This window comes from Leisingera aquaemixtae, assembly GCF_019801145.1.
In the GTDB taxonomy this organism is placed as follows: Bacteria; Pseudomonadota; Alphaproteobacteria; order Rhodobacterales; family Rhodobacteraceae; genus Leisingera; species Leisingera aquaemixtae_A.
Genome location: NZ_JAHVJQ010000008.1, coordinates 91268 through 113614, shown reverse-complemented (window position 1 = coordinate 113614; position 22347 = coordinate 91268). Strand labels below are relative to the sequence as shown.

Below are 22347 nucleotides of genomic sequence, written 5' to 3'. Positions count from 1 at the left end.
GGTGCAAGAGCACTCAAAGGGTACAGGACCCGGCCACAGGCGAAAGTTGCGCTTACGGAAGCATTGATTAGCCGCCGCCTAAGCGCCGCTGCCGTCCCCGATGCGGATCCCCGGAACGGTGCCGTCAGTGATCCGTTCCTGGCAGTAGCTGATGAAGGTCTTGACTGTCAGCACGTTCTCGGCGCCTTCGGCGGTTAGCAAGCCCATCCGCATCGGCCGCAGCTTGCCCTCAATCGGCACGAACTTCAGCCTGCGTCCGTCCGGCGCCATGTCCGTCACCGGGCGGATATTGGCGATTGAATAGCCGAACCCGTTCGCCACCAGCCCGCGCATCACCGCCATATCGCGGGTGCGCTCGGCGATCTGTGGGGCGGCGCCGGCATCCTCAAAGAACGATAGAAAATATTCGGCGCTCAAGGGCAAGTCGAGCAACACCATCGGATGTGCGGCCAGTTCCTCTACAGCGACACTCTCGCGGCCAGCAAGCGGATGATCCTCGCTCAGCAAGGCGTAGGGCGGCAGCTCCGCCAGTGCGCTGAACTTCAGGTCTGCAGGAATGTTCAGGTCGTAAGTCAGCGCCACGTCGATCCGCGCCTGGCGGATCAGGTCGATGAGACCGGACTGGTCGCGCTCCATCTGGCTGATGGTGACTGCAGGATAGAGCGCCTCGAACTGGCGGCGCAGGCCCGGCACAATCAGCTGGGCAAAAGTCAGAAGGCAGCCCACTGACAAAGGCCCCTGCACAAAACCCGAGATATTGTCTGCCAGCCGGCTGAGAGCGCCGGCCTCATACAGAACAGCGCGCGCCTGATCCATGAACTGGTGCCCGGCCTGGGTCAGCGACAGACCTTGTGCGTGCTTGCGCACGAACAGCTGCAGGCCGAACTCATTTTCCAGCTGCGACACCGCCGCCGAGATCGACGGCGAGGACACATTCACCTTCTCCGAGGCCAGGGCAATAGACCCGGCCTCGCCGACGGCGACGAAATACTCCAACTGGCGCAGTGTGAAACGCAAAGGCATGTCAGCGACTATGCCGGAGCAGGACCGGGCCGATCAAGCCCGGTATTTGATCCAAGTGGTTTTCAGTGCGGTATATTTTTCCAGGCTGTGCAGCGACAAATCGCGCCCGAAACCGGATTGTTTCATGCCGCCAAAGGGCGTCTGCGCAGACAGAGCGTCCACCGTGTTGACTGAAACCGTGCCCACCTGCAGCTTGTCCGACACCCGGCACGCGCGGCTGAGATTATCGGTCCAGACTGAAGCTGCCAGGCCATAGATCGAGTCATTGGCCATGGCGACCGCCTCATCCTCGCTGTCAAACGGGATCACCGACAGCACCGGGCCAAAAATCTCATCCCGCGCCAGCGGGTTGTCGTGGCCTACGTCGTCAAAAATCGTCGGCTGCACAAAACAGCCCTTGCCATCGACGGTGACACGTTCGCCGCCCGCCACCAGATTGGCCGTAGCTTTGCCTGCCTTGACAAAGCGCATAATGCCCTCGGTCTGCCTCTCATCCACGATGGCACCCATTTTCGAGGCCGGATCCAGCGGATCGCCCGGCTGTGTGGCCGCGGCGCGGGCAATCAGCTTCTCGACAAAGGCATCCTTGATCGAGCGCTCCACATAGAGCCGCGAGTTGGCAGAGCAGACTTCGCCCTGGTTGAAGAAGATACCGAATGCGGCCATGTCGGCAGCCGTTTCCAGATCTTCGCAGTCCGCAAACACCAGGTTGGGACTCTTGCCGCCGGTTTCGGGCCAGACCTGTTTCAGGTTCGATTGCCCCGAATACTGCATGAACATCTTGCCGATGGCGGTGGAGCCAGTGAAGGCGAGGCAATCCACATCCATATGCAGCCCCAGTGCCTTCCCAGCGGTGGCGCCAAAGCCGGGCACCACATTGAATACCCCATCCGGCACGCCGGCCTCTGCCGCCAGCTCTGCCAGCCGCAGGGCAGACAGCGGCGATTGCTCCGCCGGTTTCAAAACCACGGAGTTGCCGGCCGCCAGCGCGGCCGCGGCCTTCCATGTCGCCATGTCCAGGGGGAAGTTCCAGGGCGTCACCGCTCCTACAACTCCCAGAGGCACGCGGGAAACCAGCGCCAGATCGCCCGGCCCGGTCGGCGCCACCTCGTCATAGACCTTGTCGATGGCTTCTGCATACCACTGGAAGAAATGCGCGGAACCGGGTGCGTCGATTGTGGCCGCATCAGTCACCAGCTTGCCCATGTCCAGGCTGTCCAGAAGCGCCATCTCTTCCAAGTTGCCCCGGATCAGGTCCGCCAGCTTCAGCAGCACCGCCTTGCGGTCCCCCGGCGCCATCCGCGACCACCGCCCGTCCTCGAACGCCCTGCGGCCCGCCGCCACGGCGCGGTTCACGTCCTCTTCATCACACTCGGACACCTGCGCCAGCACTTCACCCGTCGCCGGGTTCACACTGGCAAATGTCTTGCCCGATGCCGCGTCCGAAAACTTGCCGTCTATGAAGGCCTGCCCGCGGAACGAGAGACCTGCAGCGCGGGTTTTCCAGTCGTCATATGAATAGTCCAGCATGCTCTCTCTCCTGATTATTCGTCCCCGGGAACGCCGTAAGACGGCGCCGCGCGCGGGTCGAGCGCGCGCTGCACATAGGCGTCCAGCTGCGGCTTGTAGATGTCCCAGGCGGCGGCGATGTTCTCGATCGGGCAGTCCTCAGACCAGTCGCAACGCAGGTCGGCCACTGGCCAGCTCACCTTGTCGACGATCTTCAGTCCCGCCGAATGCACCGGTCCGGCCTCGCCGCCGGCCGCCAGCCCAGCCCGCATCGCGGCAATCAGCCGGTCGCCCAGATGGCCCTCAGCCGCCTGAAACCCGTCCGCAATCGCCTGGCACACCCCGTCGTTGGCCAACAGATTGCCGCCAGAGGCGACATCCCGCCCCTCCGCCTGGGTCCAGATGCCCAGGGAGTTCGGCCCGGAATGGATCGCAGTGCCGCCTAGCATGTCCACCACCAGCACCTGGCGGTATTCGATGAATTTGCCCTGCGCCCGCACCTGTTCCACGGCTTCAGCCGCGGTCATGCCCTGCTCCATCAGGTCCAAGGCCATCGGGCCAAGGCTTGGGTCGGTCACATTCTGGCTTGCCACCGCGCCGACACCGGCCCGGGCAAAGGAACAGCGCGCCGCCACTGCAGGCGAAGAGGACGAGATCGCCACCCCGAACATGCCCGTTTCCGCGCAGCGCGCCACAAGCGAAAATGTCATCGTCTCTCCTCCTCACCAGCCACTAGAGATGATCCGTTCTTCATCTGGCCGGAAATATCCTCGGGGGTGAATTGAGCCTGAGGCTCAAGAGGGGGCCGACAACCCCCTCCGCGCTTCCGGATCAGTCCGGAATGACCGCGGTGCCGTCGATTTCCACCAGCCATTCCGGCCTCGCCAGCGCCTGTACCACCAGGCCGGTCGACACGGGGTGCACCCCTTTGATGTATTCACCCATTGTGCGGTAGACAGCCTCGCGGTGGCGCACGTCGGTGATATAGACCACCACCTTCACCAGATGCTCCATCGAACCGCCGCACTCCTCGATCAACTGCTGGATGTTCTGCATCACCTTGTGGGTCTGCTCGACCGGGTCGTGGCTGTCGATGTTCTTGGCGTCGTCCAGATTCTGCGGGCACTGGCCACGCAGGTAAACGGTCTTGCCGCCCTGGGTCACCACCGCCTGGCACAGATCATTGTCCAGGTTCTGTTCCGGGTAAGTATCCGATGTGTTAAACTTGCGGATGCGGGTATGGGCCATGATGTCCTCCTGGCATGGCGAGATGGCGGGTGCGGCCGGCATCGCGTTTACCGGTGACAGTCGCACACACGTCGGGGCAGCAATATTACCGTCTGGCTACCCGTTGCTTAGGCTGCAGCTAAGCGGCGCGCTCAGAGCACATCGGCACGGCGCTCGCCGGGGCCGCGGTAGCCCTCGTAATGGCGCTGGATAGCGATCTGGTCAGCCACGTGCTTGGCATCATGCCAGACCCCCCAGATGAAGGTCGACCCGCGGCGCGACTGCCAGGGCAGACCCAGGAAGTAGATCCCAGGCTCTGCAGACACGCCGCGCTGATGCTGCGGGCGCCCCCTCTCGTCAAAAGCATCCACTTTCAACCAGTCAAAGTCCTGGCGAAAGCCGGTGGCCCAGAGGATGGTGGTGATGCCTTCCGCCGCTAGATCCAGCTCGCGGATCGGGTTTGTCAGGCTGTCCGGGTCGGGGAAGGCACTGCGCGCTTCCGGTTCTTCCGGCAGATCAATGCCTGTGCGTTCGACATAGGCGTCTGCCAGGTCCAGCATCGTCAGGTAGTCGGCGTCACCACTGGCTATGTTCTCCTGCAGGTCGCCGGCAAAATTCATGGTGCCGCTTACGTAGGACTCGGTCAGGCCCAGCAGGGTCACGCCTTCGCCAGCCAGCCGGCGGAAATCCATGGTCTGGCCGCCGTATGCGCCGCTGACCGAGATTGTCACATGCTCCTTGCCCGGCTCCAGCGCCGCCTGGTCCCACAAGCCCAGAACACCCAGCCACCAGACAAAATCCCGGCCCCGGTACATGCGCGGGGGGCGGTCGTGCGGACCAACCGAGAGATAAACCTTGCGGCCGGCCCGGTTCAGTTCGTCTGCAATCTGAGCGCCAGAGGACCCGGCGCCGACCACCAGCACCGCGCCTTCAGGCAGCTGATCCGGGTTGCGGTAGTGGAAGGAGTGCAGTTGGTTCACCTCTGCGCCTTCCGGCACCAGAGGCGGGATCACCGGATGCTGGAAGGCGCCGGTGGCAGCCACGATCCGCTGCGTCTCGATCACTCCGTCCGAGGTATCGACCCGGAACCCGCCGCTGCCGTTGAGACGCTCAGCCTTGGTCACCTCGACGCCAGTGCGGATCGGTGCATTGAAGCGTTCGGCGTATTCCACAAAGTAGTCCGCGATCCTCTCCTTGCCGGCAAAGGCTTCCGGATCAGTTCCGGTGAACTCCAGGTTCGGGAACCGGTCGTGCCAGGCCGGGCCGTTGGCCACCAGAGAGTCCCAGCGGCCCGACCGCCAGGCCTCGGCAATCCGGTTCTTCTCCAGTACCAGATGCGGCACGCCGTGGCTGGTCAGATGCTCGCTCATTGCCACCCCGGCCTGGCCCGCACCAACAACCAGCGTGTCTACCTTTTCTATCGCCATTTCCAAACCCTCTTCTGACACTCCGGCGCGGGCTGTTGCCTGCCGGTCTTCCCTGACAGAATTTTCACATCTCAGGATTAGGAAAAAGAAATCTATGGCTTACCCCTGCTTCGCTTGCAGCTAACCAGCTGCTGAAACCAAAATAGGCAACTCAAGGGACTTTCACGACAAAGCCTTGATGGGAAACCTTGAACGACGCGGTTTTCCTGGCTGGCCTGCCCGTAATCTACGTCGCCAACTGGCTTCGCTGGGGACACTCGGCCGAAGCACTATGGCTCGAACTCCTTGGGCTCGTCTTTTGGATGGAGTTCGCGGTCTTATCCCGCTGGCGCACAGATTTCATCTGGATAGGCGTTGGACTGCATGCGGTTTGGGACGCGTTCCACTTTGGGAATACCGAATATGTCCCGGACTGGCACATCACCGCTGGCATCGCAGCCAACCTGGGGCTTGCCGGGTTCCTGCTCATCGTGGCTGGCCCCAAAGGAAGCCAGCAACCGACGCTCGAACGGCCCATGCAATAGCCGCCGGTCACTCTCGGCAAGCGACCGGACGAAGGCGCTCCGGTCGCATTAACATGTATGCGTAATGGAGCCGATGGCCCATTCCCGGCCTTCACCGCCGAGTCAAGCGCTGCAGCACAGCTTCACCGAGCCTGCCGTTCGCTGCAGGTGTGAAGTCAGAAGCATGATGAAAGTCGGATCACGGGACACAACTGCGATTTGCCGTTTAGGAGGATTAGCAGCGTAATCGCACCTGTTCTAATGACCTGCCTCATCGAGTAGACTGTGGTATCGTCGTGACTGGTATTCGAAATGGCAGAACAGTACGATCACCGTCGCCTCGCGGCAATCATCCTCGCTGACGTAGTCGGTTACAGCCGCCTCATGGAGCAAGACGAGGCAGCGACGCTCTCGGCCCTGAAGGACCTTCGTAGCTCGCTGATTGACCCGCTGCTGGCAGCACATCGAGGCCGGATCGTTAAGTTGATGGGTGATGGGACCCTAGCAGAGTTCGCCAGCGTGCTGGACGCGGTCCGGTGTGCCGTCGAACTGCAGCGCGAGATGATTGTGCGCAACACAGACATGACAGATGACCGGCGGCTCGAGCTGCGGATCGGTGTCAATCTGGGCGATGTGATTCCGGATGGCGACGATATCTATGGAGAGGGCGTGAATGTCGCAGCGCGGTTGGAAGCCATGGCCGAACCCGGCGGTATTTTTGTTTCTGGAGCTGTACACGATGCTATCGGAGGCGAACTGGCACCAGCCTTTGAGTTCGTTGGCGAACAGTTCGTGAAGAATATAGCAAAGCCCGTGCGCACTTACCGGTTTATTGGCGGCCCGAATCCGATACCGAAGCGACCACTGCCGTTGGCTGGTGACCGGAGTGGCTTGGAACCCTCGCTGGCCGTCAAGCCATTCGAAAATCTCAGCGGTGATCCCGAGCAAGATGTCTTCGCTAACGCCTTGTCAAACGGTATTCTTGCGGCGCTCGCGAGGGTTCCCGGCCTAATTATTGTTCAAGATGAGACGCCATTTCTGACTCTATCGAGTTCAATGGGTGACCAAGAACTGGCCCGCCGGTTTGATGTGCAATTTCTGCTTAAGGGCGATTTGCGAAAGCTTGGCACCAGGGTTCGGGTGAACACGGTGCTGATGGAGGTGTCGACCGGCCGGTATCTCTCAGCAGAAAAGTTTGACCGCAATCTCGCCGACTACGATGACCTATTTGCCCTTCAGGACGAAATCACCGAGCAGATTCTTGAGTTTCTGGGCGTCAAACTGTTCGGCGGCGAAGCCGTTCGCATCGTCCGCAAGATGTTCAAGAATTCGGAGGCGCTAGAAACCTATTTTCAAGGTGAGTATCTGATCTTCAATGCGAAATCTGGTTTGGATCTGCAAAGAGCGCAGCATCTGCTAGAGGAAGCAATTCGCCTTGAACCAACATGCTCGGCGAGCTACGCAGCAGGATCTCTTGCCTACTGGGCAGCTGTATTCTCCGCACCTGAGGAAAGCGTTGCTCAAGTCTTGGAGCGCGCAGAATGGCTTGCCCTTGAAGCAATTCGCCTCGGAGATGCTACAGGGTATCCTCATATGGTTCTGGCACACCTGCATTTGAGCCGTAGGGAATTCAGAGATGCCAGTGAAAAGGCCGACTTGGCCGTATCCGCTCGACCAAGTTGCCCCGCCTCGTATGCACTCAAGGCCGGAGTTCTGAACTTTCTCGGACGCTCGGGCGAGGCCATCGAGCACGCTGAGTTCGCATTGCGCCTGGTGCCTCACCAGTCGGTCCCAATTTACCCGGCAATCCTGGCTAGCGCATTTTATGGGGCTGATCGGCATGATGAGGCCATCAAAGCAGCCAAGTCAGCGATTGAAATCGATGGGAACCTTGTCGAGCCATATCTCGTGCTGGTGGAGTCTAGCATTGCGCTGGGGCGAAACGAAGAGGCGTATCAAGCTGCTTGCACCGTTAAGAAAATTCAGCCGGACTTCACGCTTGAGAAATTTGCCGCGTCCCAGCCATATAAGGACCCGGAAAATCTCGAGCAACTACTCGACCGGTTGCGCCGGGCCGGACTGAAGTAGGCTGACAAGCAGCAAGCTGAGGCAAGGCTGACCGCGCCCCCTCAAAGCGATGCTCGGATGCCCTCCAAACTTTGTTGATCTAGGCTTAGGGCCCCAACCTGTCTCAGATGCAACGCAGAGCGATGGCCATACCAAAGAGATCCTCCGGTATGAACGGCCCTTTCCCGACCTTGACCGCCGAGCCAGGCGCTGCGGTGCAGCTTCACCGAAGCTGCCGTTCGCGGCAGGCGTGAAGTCAGAGGCATGATGAAGGTCGCTTGAGCGGAAAAGAGCGGCCGTTCCTGCCCTGAGGAGAATAGCGGCAGGCAGCCCAGGGAGCACCCGGAAACCACTTTGATTTCCAGGGCGCTGGGAATGTCGAACGCGCCTGCCAATTCGCGGTGCCCCCAAACCCTTTCTAGCCCAAGCCAGATGCTAGGGAGCTGCGTTTCTTCAGGGCTTGGTTGCAGGCTGACCAGTAACAGGTCTTGCGGTTGGTTGGTGTCTGCTCATTTCTTAGGCAACCACGCTGGCTTCTCGGGTTGAATCCACGTTGGCCTTTGAAAGGTAAAGCCTGGCACTATTGCCAGGCGCTTCAGTCCGCCCCGCTTACAGGCACCAGTATCGGGCAATTTGTGCAGGCGCGGCTGTCGCACAGCCGGCAGGTCCGCAGCTTGTGCGTGTCGTCACCGGCAGCAGCTTGCAGCAGTTTTTCCAGCAGCCGGGCCAGGTCCTTTTGTTCGTCAGCGGACAGGCTGCCGGTCACTGCCTCAAGTGCGGCCAGCCGCTCGCGCAGTATGTTCTCCCGAGCGGCTTGGCCGGCTTCTGTGAGATAAAGCGCAATGCTGCGCTTGTCGTGCTCCGCCGCCTGTCGTCTAACAAGGCCGTCCTCGGCCAGCCTGTCGATCAGGCGCACCGTGCCCGTATGGGTGAGATCCAAAAGCCGGCTCAGTGCGTCATTCGACAAACCTGGCTGGTGGCCGAGCGCGCAAAGCGCCGCCGGCCCTTCTCCGGAGCGGTGGAACTGCCTCGCCAGAACCGTCTTCAGTTCATCGTGCAGGCAGAGCACCGCCGCCCCCAGTAAATTCGCAGTCCGCCGTGAATCATCCGTCATACGGACAATATGTGACTCACACACTTGATTTGGAAGGAGTCATTTATATATGTGACTCACACACATTTATGGAGAAGCCCAATGACCGTTGACCTTCAGACCAGTGAGTCGGCATCGCAGCAATCCGCTCCAGGCCATGATCCGCACCTGATCGCAGTCCCTGCCGAAGAGACCTTTGAGGGAACTTGGCCGTTTCAAGCCCGCTACAGTTCCGCCTCCGGCTATCCGATGCACTATGTCGATGAGGGCAGCGGCCCGGAGACGCTGCTGCTGCTGCATGGCGAACCGACCTGGAGCTATCTTTACCGTGCTCAGATTGCTGAATGGTCCCGTGATGCCCGTGTGATTGCCCTTGACCATATGGGATTTGGCAAAAGCGCCACCCAGCAAGACCGCAGCTATTGGCTGCAGGATCACATCGACAATGCGGAACGCTTTGTTTTGGAGCAGGATCTCCGGGATGTGACCCTTGTCATGCATGATTTCGGCGGGCCGGTTGGCATGGGCGTGGCCATCCGGCACCCGGACCGGATCAAACGGATCGTTTCGGTCAACGGCCCGACGCCCCTCGGGCAGCCTGATCTATTGGATCGCTTGATTGCCAATGCCGGTGCTGCACCCTGGTTTCAGTGGATCATGCAGGCAGAGGAAAACGGCACCTTGGAAGCGGTGCTCGGCCAGCTTGACTACAACATCCTGTCGACACTCAAGCTGAATGGATTTGTCCGGAATGAGCTGATCACCGACACTTGGCTGAATGCCTACCGGGCGCCGTTTCCTACGCCTGGATTTGCTGCGGGCGCAATCGGCTGGGCCAAAGGCTTTGCCACCGGCAAACATGCGTTCGAAGAGGCGAGCGGCGCCGTAAAGTCCGAGCTGGCAAAGAAACCTGCTATCGCCATCTGGGGCGAAGCCGACAGGACGCTGCAGGCAGAGCAGTTTCTGCCCCTGTTCCGGCAGGCGTTCCCCAGCGGTCAGATCAAGACCTTGCCCGAAACTGGCCACTACAGCCCGGAAGACGCGCCGCAGCTAGTATCCGGCCTGGTGTCCGAGTTTATTGCAACCAGCTGAACGGCGGGCGTGCTATCAGCAAGGCTCTGCATCTGCACCTTCTCCGGCGCGGATGCGGCAGGCGCGGCAGCATGGGGCGCAGGCCAGGCGCAGAACGGGCAGCAATGACCGCAGTCTGCGGGCCTGCTATCGACCTGAGAACGGTCTCAGACAAGGAGTTCAGAATGCAACGGACGGCGACAGAAGAACAGCAGGGCGAGCTGCAGCTGCTGCGCGATGCAGAGGCCAGAGCCGCGCGCTACATTGCCAGCGTGTCGGAGATGCCTGTTTTTCCCGCTGCCGCCGCCCGGCAGCAGCTTGCACGCTTTGATGAGCCATTGCCGGACACCAGGAGGGATGCAACCGAAACGCTGGCGCTGCTTGATGAGGCCGGCTCGCCGGCGACAACCGTTTCAAACGGCCCCCGGTACTTTGGCTTTGTAATCGGTGCGACGCTGCCGGTCGCCGCCGCCGCGCAGCGCCTGGCGTCGGCCTGGGATCAATGCGCCTCCTCGCAAATGAACTCTCCGGTGGCGGACAAGATCGAGAAAGTCGCGGCGCGTTGGCTGCTGGAGATCCTGGACCTGCCCCGCGAAAGCGGCGTGGCGTTTGGCACCTCGGCAACCGCGAGCACGCTTGTCTGCCTCAGCGTCGCGCGGCGCGAACTGCTGAAGAAATGCGGATGGGACTTCGATGCCATGGGATTGCTGGGCGCGCCGGAAATCAAGGTTGTGGTTTCCGAACTGGCCCATATCACGGTTCTCAAAGCCCTCAGAATTCTGGGCTTCGGCCAGGCCCGGCTGATCAAAGCACCGGTTGACAGCGCCGGCCGCATTGACCCGGCCCGGCTTCCTGCACTGGATGGGCAGACCATTCTGTGCCTGCAGGCCGGCGAGGTGAATACGGGCAGCTTTGATCCCTTCCTGCCGCTTATCGAAAAAGCGAAACAGGCCGGCGCATGGGTGCATGTCGACGGGGCCTTTGGATTGTGGGCGCGCGCGTCCCCGGCAAAGCGCGGCCTGACCAGCGGTATAGAGGGCGCGGACAGCTGGACCACTGACGGCCACAAATGGCTCAATACCCCGTATGACGGCGCGGCGGGCATCTGCCGCGACCGCAACGCAATGGCGGCCGCCATGAACAGCGACGCGGTATATTCCACTGCGTCCACTGAAAGCCAGAAGAACCTGGGCATCGAATTTTCCCGCAGCGCCCGCGGCGTGCCGATCTGGGCGGCCCTGCGCACGCTTGGCCGCGCCGGCGTCGCCGAACTGATCGAGCAGCACTGCAGCATGGCTGCCCGCATTGCCAAGGCCCTGCCCGGCCTTGGGTTTGAACTGCTGTGCGAGCCCGTCTTGAACCAGGTCCTGTTCCGCTATGGCACCGAGGCGCAGACCAGGGAGCTTCAACAGCGGGTGGAGCGCTCCGGGAAAGCGTGGTTCGGCGGCACCGTCTGGAACGGCGAACCGGCCCTGCGGATCAGCGTGTCGTCCTGGCGCACCAGTGATCAGGATATCGATGTCCTGCTGAACACGCTGCAGGCGGCCCGCGGCAGTTTGGACCGTGGAAACCAGTAAAACTGCCGAAGGCCGGGGGATGCTATGGGGCTAAATCCCAGGCCGCTGGCGCCGAATTGGAAAGTTCGCGGAAGTTGGTTGCGGGAGAAGGATGTGGACACTGTTTCATTCGGTTCGGGTAGCCAAGAGCGTTTTCCAGGCGCATGGCATAGATGAGAACGGAAAAACGGTTTCGTTGAAGCGCCTGGATCGAAGGTCGATGATCCCAATCTTCTCGAAACTACCGCCCGCCATAGTGCACTAAGTCCGGCTGACGCCGCTTTCTTAGGTTTAGGGTTCGCCCTCGGCCTCGATGCCCGCGCTGCCGATCAGAAGATGCAAAAGCCACTTTGAGCCGCGGCAGGTGATGTTCACTGCTAGGGTCTGCCGGCGCCGGCTCAGGGTACTGAAGTCAGATACGGCCCAGTCCAAACCGACCAGGCGCAAGAGGCTATCGACGAAGCCTGACGTCTGCCGGAGCGCCATCCCGAACAAATCCTTCGGGGTCAGACAGGATTGGATCGCGGCGGCGCTCTCCTGAGCCCATCAACCGCGCCTGCCAATCCGCGTTGGCACTCAAGCCATTTCCGTGTCAAACCAAATAGTTAGGGAGCCGCGCTTCATCAAGGCTTGGCAGTAGGCTGGCCTGTACTTGGTCTTGTAGTTCGGCGGTATGGGGCTGCTTATGCACTTGAGCTGCCACGCAGGCTTCACAAGGCGAATCGCCACTCGGCGCTTACGCAACGAAACTGCCGCCCGGAGCAAACCCCTCTTGTCAATACAGCTTAGGAGCCTGCAGAAATTTTGTGGAATTCATGATACACTATATGTTGCAAGCCAATTTGACGAAAGAATCAATACCAGCGAGGTCACGAGCGGTGAGGCCAAATTGGTATCGATGAGGGGGAGTAATATGGCTTCGAAGCTGAGCGCGAAATTCGCCGCAAGCGCGTCAGATTGACAGACATTCCCGTCAACAGACCGACCAACCTAAAACAAAAAATTCGCTCGTATCGGCTTGCGCCGGTATTTCCCGCGAAGAAATAACTCGAGAATTAGCCTCACCTTTCGCGTGAGGCTAAGGGACAGGTGAATCCGGCAACGGGTTCGCCAGCGCCTTTTGTTGCTCTGGCAAAACTCCAACCGGCACAAAAAATATGAAGGAAATCAAGAATTGCCATAGCGAGGAAGTAAAAAATGCCAAATACAGCACCAACAGCGGTAAATGATTTTTACGTATTAAACGAGGACAGTTTCCTAAAAGTCGCGCCTGGCCTCGGCCTTCTTAATAACGACAGCGATCCAGATCCAGGTGACGCTGCGAAATTGGCCGCGATACTTACTTCCGGGCCAGTTAATCCGCTGTTTGATCTCAACACAAACGGCGCGCTGACCTACGACGCCCGTTACCACGGCCCGCTTTCCGTGGATACGACGCTCGTTGACCTCGACTACACCCCTGGCGGCCAGGACGGTTTCCTTGTCAGCGGCGGCGGTGACGTCGTGCTCCCAAACGGGTTCGACTCCCTCTCCGAAGGTGGCATCATCGTCGACAAGATTACCTACAACGTAATTGACGGCCAGGACTCGGACAGCGGCATAGCTTATTTCACGATCATCGGCGTCAATGACGCGCCCGTGGCCGACGACGACGCAGGTCAGACCACTTCGGGTGGTTCGGTGCTCATCGACGCGCTGGACGGCGACACCGATGTCGATGTCTGGCCGGTCGATGACAACGGGCTTCTGGCCATCACTTCATTCTCAGACATCAACGACAACAATGGCGGAGGATCGTCGGGTAATGGTTCACTTAATCTGACAACAGATGCCGGCGGCACCGTGACACTTTCCGGCGGCCAGATTCTGTACCAGGCAGCCGCGGGCTTTTTCGGGGTGGACACCTTCGAATACACCGTCGAAGATCCGCAAGGCGGGTCTGATACCGGCGTGGTGCGCGTGACCGTTTTGCCTGCCAACCAGAACCCGACTGCACTCGATGACAGCTACACTGTCGGCGAGGATGACGGTCCAGTCGTGCGCGGCAGCGTTCTTGACAACGACAGTGATCCCGATGCCGGAGACATACTGGCCGCGCAGCTCGTGGCCGGCAGTCTGCGGGCGGTGGATGAATTCGGAGCCATGATCGCAGGGCCGACCGGAGTGCTGGCCGACTTCGATGCCGATGGCAATTTCACCTTCGACCCGGATGGACAGTTTGAGTTCTTGGCCGAAGGTGAGTGTGCTTATGTAGCCTTCGACTACACAGCCAACGATGCGGAAGGCAACCCCGATCAGGCGACTGTCATTGTGAAGATAGATGGCGCGAATGACCCGGTCTTCGGCAATATCGCGGCCAAGAACGCGCAGGTCTTTGAATCGGGTCTGGCGGATGGCAGCCAGGACGGTGGGGACCAGACATTCCCGACCGGCGATACTGTCACGCGGGTCTATGACTTCTCGGCGGAACTGGCGGCGCTGTCGCTACTCGATCCCGAAGGCGATACGATCTTCCTCACGCTCGTCGACGGGAATGGCGAAGGTGTCATCGGGTCAATGGCCGGAGACGTGATCTCGGACGATTACGGGGACTGGACTTTGCTCGGTGCCGGGGCTGTCATCACTGGCGTCAGCTACACGCATGACACCAGTGCCACCCATTCGTCTGGAAACGGACATAATGGCGGTGTCTTTGACACGCTGAACCTCGGCTTCACCGACGGGACGCTGAACGGGGCCGAAACCGCCTATGTCCTCGATTTCACGGGCCAGCCTGGCGGAACGAACAATGTTACCTCTGCTTCGGCGGAAATCATCGACGACATCCCGCTGATCGAAACCGGCCCGGATAGCGTCGGGTCGGATACAGTGGACAATAAGACGGTTGCGTTCACTGCAAACGCTTCGGTTTCCGACACGTTCATCTTTGTCGATAGCGCCGATGGCTCCAATCTGCTGATGAACGGCATTCCGGACACGTTTGTCGTCGAAGCCGGAGATGACGACTGGACAATTACATCAGCGGTTGACTACCAAGCCAATGGCGACATTCTCGTCATCGGCACCTCGGATAACGGGACCGTCGATGATGCCGACGATTTCGTCTTCTACGAGCTGGCAGTCGATAGAGACGGCGGCGGCACGGATGCGAACGGCAACAACCTAGCCGAATATACCTTCACGCAGAAAGCCAGCCCGCCAACGATCATCATACCGGTCGACTTCTCCTCTGTGAAGGCCGGCGGCCCGCAGGAAACGCTCACGGTCTCCAGCGTGACGTTCGACGGGTTCTTCTACAGCAATACCGATCTCAGCACCAATTACGACGGGCTGTCAGGCCCGCTTAATGGAGATTCCTTGGCCAACATGAAGATCGACGACATCGGCGGAGGATCTGATGACGTCAACCCGAACAATGCCGGTGGTATCGGTGTCGGCAACGGCAACATCGAAACTGCAGAAGGCCTGCTGATTGATGTGTCGGCTGCCTCGCCTCCGCCGACGGGTATTCAGTTCATCGTCCAGGGTGTTGGTGGCGGTATCGGCACTGAAACGATTGTCTGGGAAGCATGGGACAGCGGTTCATTAGTCGCCTTCGGTGAAATCGAACTGGATCTCACCAACAATACAGGCCCCAAGGAGGTGAACATCGAGCCTGGTGTTGCCTTCGAAGAACTCTATGTCGGTACGGTTGGGGAGCCCCCGGCCGGCAGTGGCATGGATGGCAACGACAAGTTCCGGATCAACCAAGTCAGCCTGATCACCGAAGCACCTGCAGAGGATTACATCCTGCCGTTCGAGATCTTCGCGGACGAACAGACCGTGGATGGCGATCAGACAGCCGTTGCAAGCTGGACCGTCGAAGTCGACGGACCTGAAGCAAACGACAATATCGTTGCGCTGGATACGTCTTTCGACATCCTCGCCTGATACGTTCCGCCGCCAAACATGCGGGGCCGCCTTCGGGCCGCCCCGTTATTACGTGACATTGACACAATTGGTGACACACTCTGGCGGCAACAAACCGCCGAATTGGACTTGTTCTCGCAATCCCGCGTGACAGCCTGATACGTTTTCACCAAATTGCCACCAAAGAGAGCCCTTATTGGGCCTGAGAATTGAGGTTGAACGCAGTCCTACACGCTGGATTCTTTCCGCGTGTTCCTTACCAGATTCCGAGTGTTTCGCAGTCTAACCCTAACGGATAGGCCGCCGCAGGTGAACGAGCGGTCGTGAAAAACATGAATAGCAGCAGAAACTTAGCACTGTCTCCCGAAAAACTGAATACTCTTGGGCTGCAGGATATGGAATTCCATTTTTCCCAGCCGCTTCCCGGTGCATTTGGCAGGCGCGGCGAGGCAGCCAAATCAGCGCTTGAAAACCGCAATCCGGAGGCCTTGAAACGCCTTTTCGAACTGTGGGATCAATCTGGACCGGACACGTTGGCGCCGCTGGAGCAGAACGCTGGCACGGCAGACGTTCCAGTCGACACGGACCCGGGCGACGTCGATCAGGGCGTCGACGCACTGCTGTCGCCGTACAAGTGGGATACCACCGAACTGACCTACAGTTTCCCCGACAGCGCCGACGACTATAGCTACTATCCCATCGGATCATTTGCGCCGATGACAGGCGATTTGCAGCAATTGGCACGCGCGGCTCTGACCGAGTATTCCAGTATTTCCATGCTGACCTTCACCGAAATCACTGGCGACCAGGACGATGATGCGGACCTGCGGATTGCGCTCGATCCGGATTTCATCAGCGCTTACGCCTACCTGCCGAGCAATGGAAGCTCTGGCGGCGATTCCTGGTACGGGTGGTACCTGACAGATCCGGTCTCACCAGAGGTCGGGTCATTTGATTTTCATACTTTTCTTCACGAGACGGGGCATTCGCTCGGTCTGAACCACGCGCATGAGGATACACACGGTGGCGCCGTGCCATATGACTTGAACTCAATGGAGTTTACGGTCATGACCTATAATTCTTATGTCGGATCTCTCGGCGGCGCCTATTCGAACTCCGACGGTGATTTCGCGCAATCCTTGATGATGCTCGACATCGCGGCGATCCAGCGGCTGTACGGCGCGAATTTCGCCGCAAACGCAGATGATACGGTATATTCCTTCGACCTCGACACCGGGCGGATGTTTGTCAACGGCGCCGACGTGATCGCAGAGGCAGGCCTGACCAAGGTGGATGGTGCCGATACGGTATTCCGGACGATATGGGACGGAAATGGCGTCGATACCTATGATTTTTCGAACTACTCCACCTCGCTTGGCGTAGACCTGCGTCCGGGGGAATGGGTCGACCTTGATACCGGGGCACATTCCAGCGTGCCCATCTCGGAGCAGGCAATTATGCTCGCGGGCATATAGCGAACGCCCTGCTGTATGAGGGGGACACGCGATCGCTCATCGAGAACGCAATCGGCGGGTCGAGCGATGACTGGTTTATTGGTAACGCCGCCGACAACAAGTTCTGGGGCGGGGCCGGCAACGACACTTTCCATGACAGTCTGGGATCGGACACCTATTTCGGCGAATCCGGCTACGACACGGTCAGCTTTGATGGCGACTTCCAATCTTACGGTTTGAGCGCCGGTTCAAACTTCATCACCGTGGGATCGCTGGCCCTGGATTGGATCGCGGATACTGTTGAAGAGATCCGGTTCGCAGATATTTCCTGGAGTTGGTCGGATCTTTATGGGCATATCACCGGCGGCTCTGAGAACGCCCCCCCCGTCGCTGTAGACGACGCGGCATCGACCAATGAGGATACCGTCGTCTCAATTTCTGTACTCTCAAATGACTCGGACACGGACGGTGAAGCGATAAGCATTCTGGATTTCAGCCAGGCGACAAACGGAACGGTAACGCATGAGGGAGAAGTTCTTGTTTATTCGCCCAATCAGGGCTTTCAGGGTACAGATAGCTTCACGTACACGATTTCTGACAGTCACGGCGGAGAGGGCACGGCAACGGTTACCGTATTGGTTGAGCCTGCCAACTCTGAACCCACTGTCTATTCGCAAATGCTTACTTTTGAAAGCGGCACCAGCCAAGAAGTGAGCGCGCTTGCCGTATCCGGCCTCAATGTCGTCAGTTCGAGCGAAATGAATGGTGACTTTGCCGGCGAAAGCGGCCGGGACGGAATGTTCGAGATTGACGCCAAGTCGGGTGAGTTTGATTTCGATGCCCTGCTGCTGCAGGCCGCCCGGGGTCAGGCTAATGTTGTTATTGAGGCGTGGAACAATGAAGCACTGGTAGGTACCGCTAATTTCCGGGTCAGTTCGAACTCACCGGCTCCGGTAGCACTAGGAGAGGATTTTGACGGCGTGGATCGTATCGTCGTAAGATCAGACCGGCCTATCCTCGTCGATGACATAGAAGTTATGGCTCCCGGCGACGGTTTCCAGCCGGCACCTCCGCTGAGGACCGTATTCGAACTGGACTTTGAGGAAGTGGTGCAGGGGGATCCGATCAGGGTGGGTGACTTCGACTTTCTCGGAGCAACCACGAGTTCGCAAGCCAAGGGGGTGGTGTCGGGTGTTCAGGCTTTGCAGTCGGACGTCGAAACGATCTCGATATTCAGGAGCGACAGCGAGACATTCGACTTCGAAAGCGGCTATTTTACTTCCGTCAATGGTCGAAATGTAGATCTGATTGTTGAGGGCTGGCTGGATAACACTTTCGTTGGAACATTGACCTACAGTATTTCTGACAAGAAAGAATCTCTCGTTCTGTTTGACGAGACTTTCGATCAGGTCGATCAGGTTAACATCTACGCAGCCGATGGGTTTATACTGGATGACGCCGTGTTCCTCGTATGATGTTGAGCAGCCTCATCTGATTGGTCCAAGCTGATTGTTAGTGCATGATTGGCCTGCATTCCATCGGGATGATAGTTTCCGAGCCCGGTGGGCGATAGTCCAATGCACTGTGGGGTCTCTTGCTGTTGTAGTGCCAGCGGGCCGAACCGTCGGCGCGCTACGGCGAGCTGATCGAGCATCTTGCTGGCTTCCTGAACGCGCCGGAGGTACAGCGGGAGGCGGCGGCATCGCTGCGGGCTTTGATTTCGGAGGTGCGGATGGTTCCGGACGCGGATGCGCCGGGCGGGCATCAGCTTGAACTTGTTGGGGAATTGGCGGGGCTGATGGCTTTTGGGACGCCGGAATCAACAAAGCCCCCGCTGGTGGCGAGGGCTTGGCCGGAAACGTTGGTTGCGGGAGCAGGCAACCGCCGTATCCTACCTGCCCTCTCCGCAATCATATAAACGCATAATAGCGTACGGCCTCAAAAGGCGCCTATGTGAGACATTCCGCTACGGTCTTGCTTTTGTCGGGGCAATCCTCTCGGCGTTGTTCTCAAAGCTGCGTCGTCATGACCAGTCAGAAGCAATATCTGCGATAACGTCTATCTGCCTTGCTTCGTCTCTGATTTGCGGAGTTTGGTGGATGGCAAAAGGCGCGGGCATGCCAAAGCATATCCGGCCTTAGCCTTCCGGCCTGCGTTGTCACCGCAGAAATCTTACGGCCGCGTTCCACAACACAGGCTACCCTTGGGGCCGACAGAAGTTGCAGAAGATTTGATAGGTGCAGCCGGCCCCGCCCGGCAGGAACAGCCGCTCTTCACTTCAACCGCCTGCTTTAGAGAACAACAACGGCGCCGCCGACCAGCAGCACGGCATTGAGCATGCCCCACAGCGTCATCTGGAAATGCGTGTTCTGGCCGCCTTCGTGCCCGAACCAGTAGCAAAACCAGTTCCCGACGATCAGAAACCCGCACCAGGTCGCGGTAAACATCAAGGTTCCAGCCAGCCCCAGGGAAATGGCCGTGTCCTGTGCCAGCCGTCCGGCGGCGGACATGGCAAGCGCGGCTGATCCGGCCCAGAGCGCTGCAGTGGCCGCGATTTCCCAAACGACAATGCACCGGAACAGGCCCCGGCGCAGCCTGCTGCTGGTGACCCGGCGATAAGCGACAAAGCGGTAGGCTTCCGGGTACTCCTCCCGCATGCGGGTCATGTCCATGACCTCGGCGGTGTAGGTTTCATTCAGAAAGGGATGCAGGAGGTTTTCCAGCGCGCCGATTGTCAGCCAGGCGGCCATGAAGGCAACGCTGACGGCCTGCGCGGCCAGTACGGTGGTTTCCAGCAATGCTCTGCTCTCCGCTGCTGTCTGCCCGCCGAATCCGGCCGGCGGGCAGAGTGTTCAAAGGTCAGGCTTCCCAGTACATGTACTGCGGGTAAAGCTCGTTGGAGATGTGGACCGCGGCCCCCTTAAGGTTGCTCTTGGAGTGGTTGTAGAGCGATCGCCAGTAGGGCTGAATGATGACGCCTTCATCCACCATGATCTGTTCGAGCTTAGCCATGATCCTGCTGCGAGCCGCCGGGTCGGCGGTTGCCAGAGCCTGTTCGACCAGACCGTCGAACTCGGCATTGGCAAAACCGGACTCGTTCCAGCCTTGGCCGCTCCGGTAGGCCAGCGCCAGTGTCTGGATACCCAGCGGGCGGTGGTTCCAGTTGGTGACCGAAAACGGGTACTTCGCCCAATCGTTCCAGAATGTCGCAGTAGGATAAACCTTTCGTCTGACTTTGATGCCTGCATCGCGCAGCTGCGCGGCGATAGCATCGCCCGTTGCCTTCCAGAACGCAGAATCGAGCGAGATCAGTTCATGCTCGAAGTCCGCCATGCCAGCCTCTTCCAGCAGTTTGATGGCACCTTCGGGGTCACGCACCGGCGCGCCGATATCGGCATAGTCGGGATGCACAGGCGACACATGGTGGTTCTCTGCCGCGCGGCCTTGGCCGCCATAGGCGATTTCCAGTACCACCGCATTGTCCACCGCCATTGCCAGCGCCCGGCGCACCCGCGCATCGGCATAAATGGCCGTGCCATCCACCTCGGTAGTCTGGTTGCAGCGGGCCAGAACCGTGGCCGCGGTGGTGACTTCATGCTTGGTCCAGCCGTCCAGCGAGTCGAAGGACGCGATATAATCGCCTTCGGTGTCGAAGTTGACGTCGTACTCATCGGCGTCGGCACCGGCAAAAAACGCAGCCGGGTCGGCGCCCAGGTCGAGAAATTCGACCCGGTCCATGTAGGCGCCGTTGCCGGCGTTCCACCATGTGTGGTCCGGGTTGCGCACCAGTGCGGCACTGTCGCCGGTACTGTAGAATTCCGGCAGATAAGGGCCGGTGCCGATCGGATTGTCCAGCATTGTGACCTCGTCGAACGAAGAATGCACGATGGCGGCCGGGTAGTCGGCAAAGCCGGCGATCAGCGAAATATCCGGTTGCGGCAGTTTCAGCCGCACGGTGTGGCTGCCGGTCACTTCGACCGCATTTGGCAGCAGTTTTTTTGTTTCCGGGTCGATGATCACCTGCAGCTTGCCGGCCATGGCATTGCCCTCGACGGTGCCGTCGCAGAAGCGGGCGATGTTGGCCGCAACATCTTCGGCGGTGAAGGGGTCGCCGTTGTTCCAGGTCACACCCTCGCGGACATGAAGCACGTATTCGGTGGCATCATCGCTGATCTCCCAGCTTTCCAGCAGGACCGGGGTGAAGGTGCCGTCCGAATTGTACTGGACGAGGTATTCCAGCCAGCCGCGGGTGAAGGTTGCAAGGGAGTTGAAGTCGAACTTGCGCGGGTCGCGCATTGCCACGAGTTGCTGCTGAATGCGGGCGGTGCCGCCCATTTGCGCGTTGACCGCGGCCTGTACGGGCGCAGTCAGGCCCATCATCGCATAGGCGGTTGCGGCGGTTGCACCAAAGGAGCACGCCGTTGCCAGGAATTCCCGGCGGCTGACAGGATCAGCTCCGAGGCGGCGGGCCTGCTGTGTAAGTGAATCCGGCAGCGGTTTTCCTGTGCTGGTAAAATAGGTCATTGTTTCCCTCTCTGTTGTGCCGTGAGGCTGGCCGAAAGCGCTCTGCGGCGCAGTATTGCACTGGCCGGGACCCCGCCCGGCCAGTGCAGGGCTTATGCAGGCATGCGGATGCTGCCGATCCCGTCGTCCTCTGTCACCGACGCGCAAATGCTGGACAGGGTGCGTGGCTGTTCGTAGGGCCATGGCGTGCCGCGGTGCAGCACCGCGCGCTGATCCCAAATCAGCACATCGCCTACAGCCCACTGATGAGAATAGGTAAATTCCGGCTGCGTGCAGAACGCCATCAGTTCATCCAGAAGTGCCTGGCTTTCGGTCTCGTCATAGCCATCGACCTTGAAGGCATGGCTGGCGATATAGAGCGCCTCTCGCCCATTGACCGGGTTCGGCCAGACTGCGTTCCAATGCTGGTCGGGCCATTTGTTGAACATCGGCAATTCAGCCAGCTCAGGGGATATCTTTCGCCGGGAATGGCTGTAGCGGTGCCAGATACCGCGGCCGCGGATCTTTGCCTTCAGCGCCTCCGGCATCGCCGCCCAGGCGGCGCGGGTGCTGGCCAGTTCAGTGGCACCACCCTCGCTGGTGACAACCCGGCCGATCAGGATGTTGGTCAGCGCGGGCGTGGGCAGGAAAGTGCTGTCCGAATGCCACAGGAAATTGGACTTGAGGTTCAGCGTGTGCAGATCCATCTCGCCGGAGGTGGAGCCGTCTTTCTGCACGTTGGACACCTCGGGCACCTCGAATTTCTCGCCCGGCTTGCGCTCGTCCGCCTTGCGGTCCTCGATCGGGCCGAACAGCTGCGCCAGCGCCATATGTTCTGCGTTGCTAATGTCCTGCGCCCGGAACAGCAGCGCTGAATGCTCTTCGAACAGCGCACGCAGCTTGGCGAAAATTTGCCCCTCGCTGACGTCGGAGAGGTTCATTCCGCTCACTTCGACACCAAAATTCGGCGTCAGCGGTTTTGTCTGAATAGTCGTCATCTCGGGT

At 59.6% G+C, this 22347-nt stretch carries 16 protein-coding genes and 2 pseudogenes; 8 read left to right on the top strand and 10 right to left on the bottom strand.

Annotated elements, in window-relative coordinates:
• Window positions 1–78: 78 nt before the first annotated feature.
• The 5 genes from KUW17_RS17260 to KUW17_RS17240 form a co-directional block, all read right to left on the bottom strand.
• Window positions 79–1023: a LysR family transcriptional regulator gene (locus tag KUW17_RS17260; protein WP_222481377.1), complete on the bottom strand. Its 945-nt coding sequence runs from the start codon at window positions 1021–1023 to the stop codon at window positions 79–81.
• Between the two features lie 33 nt (window positions 1024–1056).
• Window positions 1057–2553: an aldehyde dehydrogenase gene (locus tag KUW17_RS17255; RefSeq protein ID WP_222481376.1), complete on the bottom strand. Its 1497-nt coding sequence runs from the start codon at window positions 2551–2553 to the stop codon at window positions 1057–1059.
• Window positions 2554–2567: 14 nt separating this feature from the next.
• Window positions 2568–3242, bottom strand: coding sequence for a DUF1028 domain-containing protein (locus tag KUW17_RS17250; protein WP_222481374.1), 675 nt, complete (start codon window positions 3240–3242; stop codon window positions 2568–2570).
• A gap of 121 nt (window positions 3243–3363) precedes the next feature.
• Entirely contained in the window at window positions 3364–3780 is a 417-nt protein-coding gene (locus tag KUW17_RS17245) for a RidA family protein (protein WP_222481371.1), read from the bottom strand.
• Window positions 3781–3911: 131 nt separating this feature from the next.
• Entirely contained in the window at window positions 3912–5186 is a 1275-nt protein-coding gene (locus KUW17_RS17240) for a flavin-containing monooxygenase (protein ID WP_222481369.1), read from the bottom strand.
• A 188-nt stretch (window positions 5187–5374) separates the two neighbouring features.
• Here KUW17_RS17240 and KUW17_RS17235 point away from each other — a divergent pair, with 188 nt between their 5' ends.
• A complete protein-coding gene (locus KUW17_RS17235) occupies window positions 5375–5710 on the top strand; it encodes a hypothetical protein (RefSeq protein ID WP_222481367.1) in 336 nt (111 codons plus the stop codon).
• Window positions 5711–6001: 291 nt separating this feature from the next.
• Window positions 6002–7777: an adenylate/guanylate cyclase domain-containing protein gene (locus KUW17_RS17230; protein ID WP_222481365.1), complete on the top strand. Its 1776-nt coding sequence runs from the start codon at window positions 6002–6004 to the stop codon at window positions 7775–7777.
• A gap of 574 nt (window positions 7778–8351) precedes the next feature.
• Here KUW17_RS17230 and KUW17_RS17225 read toward each other — a convergent pair.
• Window positions 8352–8825 (bottom strand): MarR family winged helix-turn-helix transcriptional regulator, encoded by a 474-nt coding sequence (locus KUW17_RS17225; RefSeq protein ID WP_222481363.1) that lies wholly within the window; start codon window positions 8823–8825, stop codon window positions 8352–8354.
• Window positions 8826–8951: 126 nt separating this feature from the next.
• Between KUW17_RS17225 and KUW17_RS17220 the strand changes: the two genes are divergently transcribed.
• Together KUW17_RS17220 and KUW17_RS17215 are read left to right on the top strand one after the other, a co-directional pair.
• Window positions 8952–9941, top strand: coding sequence for an alpha/beta fold hydrolase (locus tag KUW17_RS17220; protein ID WP_222481360.1), 990 nt, complete (start codon window positions 8952–8954; stop codon window positions 9939–9941).
• A gap of 164 nt (window positions 9942–10105) precedes the next feature.
• On the top strand, window positions 10106–11497 hold the full coding sequence (locus tag KUW17_RS17215; RefSeq protein WP_222481358.1) for a pyridoxal phosphate-dependent decarboxylase family protein: 1392 nt from the start codon (window positions 10106–10108) through the stop codon (window positions 11495–11497).
• A 276-nt stretch (window positions 11498–11773) separates the two neighbouring features.
• Here KUW17_RS17215 and KUW17_RS17210 read toward each other — a convergent pair.
• Window positions 11774–12163, bottom strand: a pseudogene (locus KUW17_RS17210) (transposase); the annotation flags it as partial.
• A 510-nt stretch (window positions 12164–12673) separates the two neighbouring features.
• On the opposite strand from KUW17_RS17210, the gene KUW17_RS17205 reads away from it, so the two are divergent.
• The 4 genes and pseudogenes from KUW17_RS17205 (at window position 12674) to KUW17_RS17195 (ending at window position 18314) form a co-directional block, all read left to right on the top strand.
• Window positions 12674–15406: an Ig-like domain-containing protein gene (locus KUW17_RS17205; RefSeq protein WP_222481355.1), complete on the top strand. Its 2733-nt coding sequence runs from the start codon at window positions 12674–12676 to the stop codon at window positions 15404–15406.
• 311 nt (window positions 15407–15717) lie between these two features.
• Window positions 15718–16860, top strand: a complete 1143-nt coding sequence (locus KUW17_RS17200) for a M10 family metallopeptidase (protein WP_261397266.1) — start codon at window positions 15718–15720, stop codon at window positions 16858–16860.
• Window positions 16857–17033 (top strand): annotated as a pseudogene (locus KUW17_RS23535) (hypothetical protein); the annotation flags it as partial. The gene KUW17_RS17200 and the pseudogene KUW17_RS23535, both read left to right, overlap by 4 nt.
• Before the next feature lie 42 nt (window positions 17034–17075).
• Window positions 17076–18314 carry a cadherin-like domain-containing protein gene (locus tag KUW17_RS17195; protein ID WP_222481351.1) on the top strand — a complete coding sequence of 413 codons (1239 nt, stop codon included), beginning with the start codon at window positions 17076–17078 and terminating at the stop codon, window positions 18312–18314.
• Window positions 18315–19130: 816 nt separating this feature from the next.
• Here the strand turns inward: KUW17_RS17195 and KUW17_RS17185 are convergent.
• The 3 genes from KUW17_RS17185 to KUW17_RS17175 all read right to left on the bottom strand — a co-directional run bounded on the left by KUW17_RS17185 (window position 19131) and on the right by KUW17_RS17175 (window position 22340).
• Window positions 19131–19637, bottom strand: coding sequence for a DUF2165 domain-containing protein (locus KUW17_RS17185; RefSeq protein ID WP_222481349.1), 507 nt, complete (start codon window positions 19635–19637; stop codon window positions 19131–19133).
• A 61-nt stretch (window positions 19638–19698) separates the two neighbouring features.
• Window positions 19699–21363 (bottom strand): ABC transporter substrate-binding protein, encoded by a 1665-nt coding sequence (locus KUW17_RS17180; RefSeq protein WP_222481348.1) that lies wholly within the window; start codon window positions 21361–21363, stop codon window positions 19699–19701.
• Between the two features lie 92 nt (window positions 21364–21455).
• On the bottom strand, window positions 21456–22340 hold the full coding sequence (locus KUW17_RS17175; protein ID WP_222481346.1) for a TauD/TfdA dioxygenase family protein: 885 nt from the start codon (window positions 22338–22340) through the stop codon (window positions 21456–21458).
• Between the last annotated feature and the right edge of the window lie 7 nt (window positions 22341–22347).

Coding starts and splice junctions, on each gene's coding strand:
- KUW17_RS17175 (WP_222481346.1), bottom strand. CDS start 22,340: ATGACGACTATTCAGACAAAACCGCTGACGCCGAATTTTGGTGTCGAA.
- KUW17_RS17240 (WP_222481369.1), bottom strand. CDS start 5,186: ATGGCGATAGAAAAGGTAGACACGCTGGTTGTTGGTGCGGGCCAGGCC.
- KUW17_RS17215 (WP_222481358.1), top strand. CDS start 10,106: ATGCAACGGACGGCGACAGAAGAACAGCAGGGCGAGCTGCAGCTGCTG.
- KUW17_RS17220 (WP_222481360.1), top strand. CDS start 8,952: ATGACCGTTGACCTTCAGACCAGTGAGTCGGCATCGCAGCAATCCGCT.
- KUW17_RS17250 (WP_222481374.1), bottom strand. CDS start 3,242: ATGACATTTTCGCTTGTGGCGCGCTGCGCGGAAACGGGCATGTTCGGG.
- KUW17_RS17205 (WP_222481355.1), top strand. CDS start 12,674: ATGCCAAATACAGCACCAACAGCGGTAAATGATTTTTACGTATTAAAC.
- KUW17_RS17255 (WP_222481376.1), bottom strand. CDS start 2,553: ATGCTGGACTATTCATATGACGACTGGAAAACCCGCGCTGCAGGTCTC.
- KUW17_RS17245 (WP_222481371.1), bottom strand. CDS start 3,780: ATGGCCCATACCCGCATCCGCAAGTTTAACACATCGGATACTTACCCG.
- KUW17_RS17230 (WP_222481365.1), top strand. CDS start 6,002: ATGGCAGAACAGTACGATCACCGTCGCCTCGCGGCAATCATCCTCGCT.
- KUW17_RS17200 (WP_261397266.1), top strand. CDS start 15,718: ATGAATAGCAGCAGAAACTTAGCACTGTCTCCCGAAAAACTGAATACT.
- KUW17_RS17260 (WP_222481377.1), bottom strand. CDS start 1,023: ATGCCTTTGCGTTTCACACTGCGCCAGTTGGAGTATTTCGTCGCCGTC.
- KUW17_RS17180 (WP_222481348.1), bottom strand. CDS start 21,363: ATGACCTATTTTACCAGCACAGGAAAACCGCTGCCGGATTCACTTACA.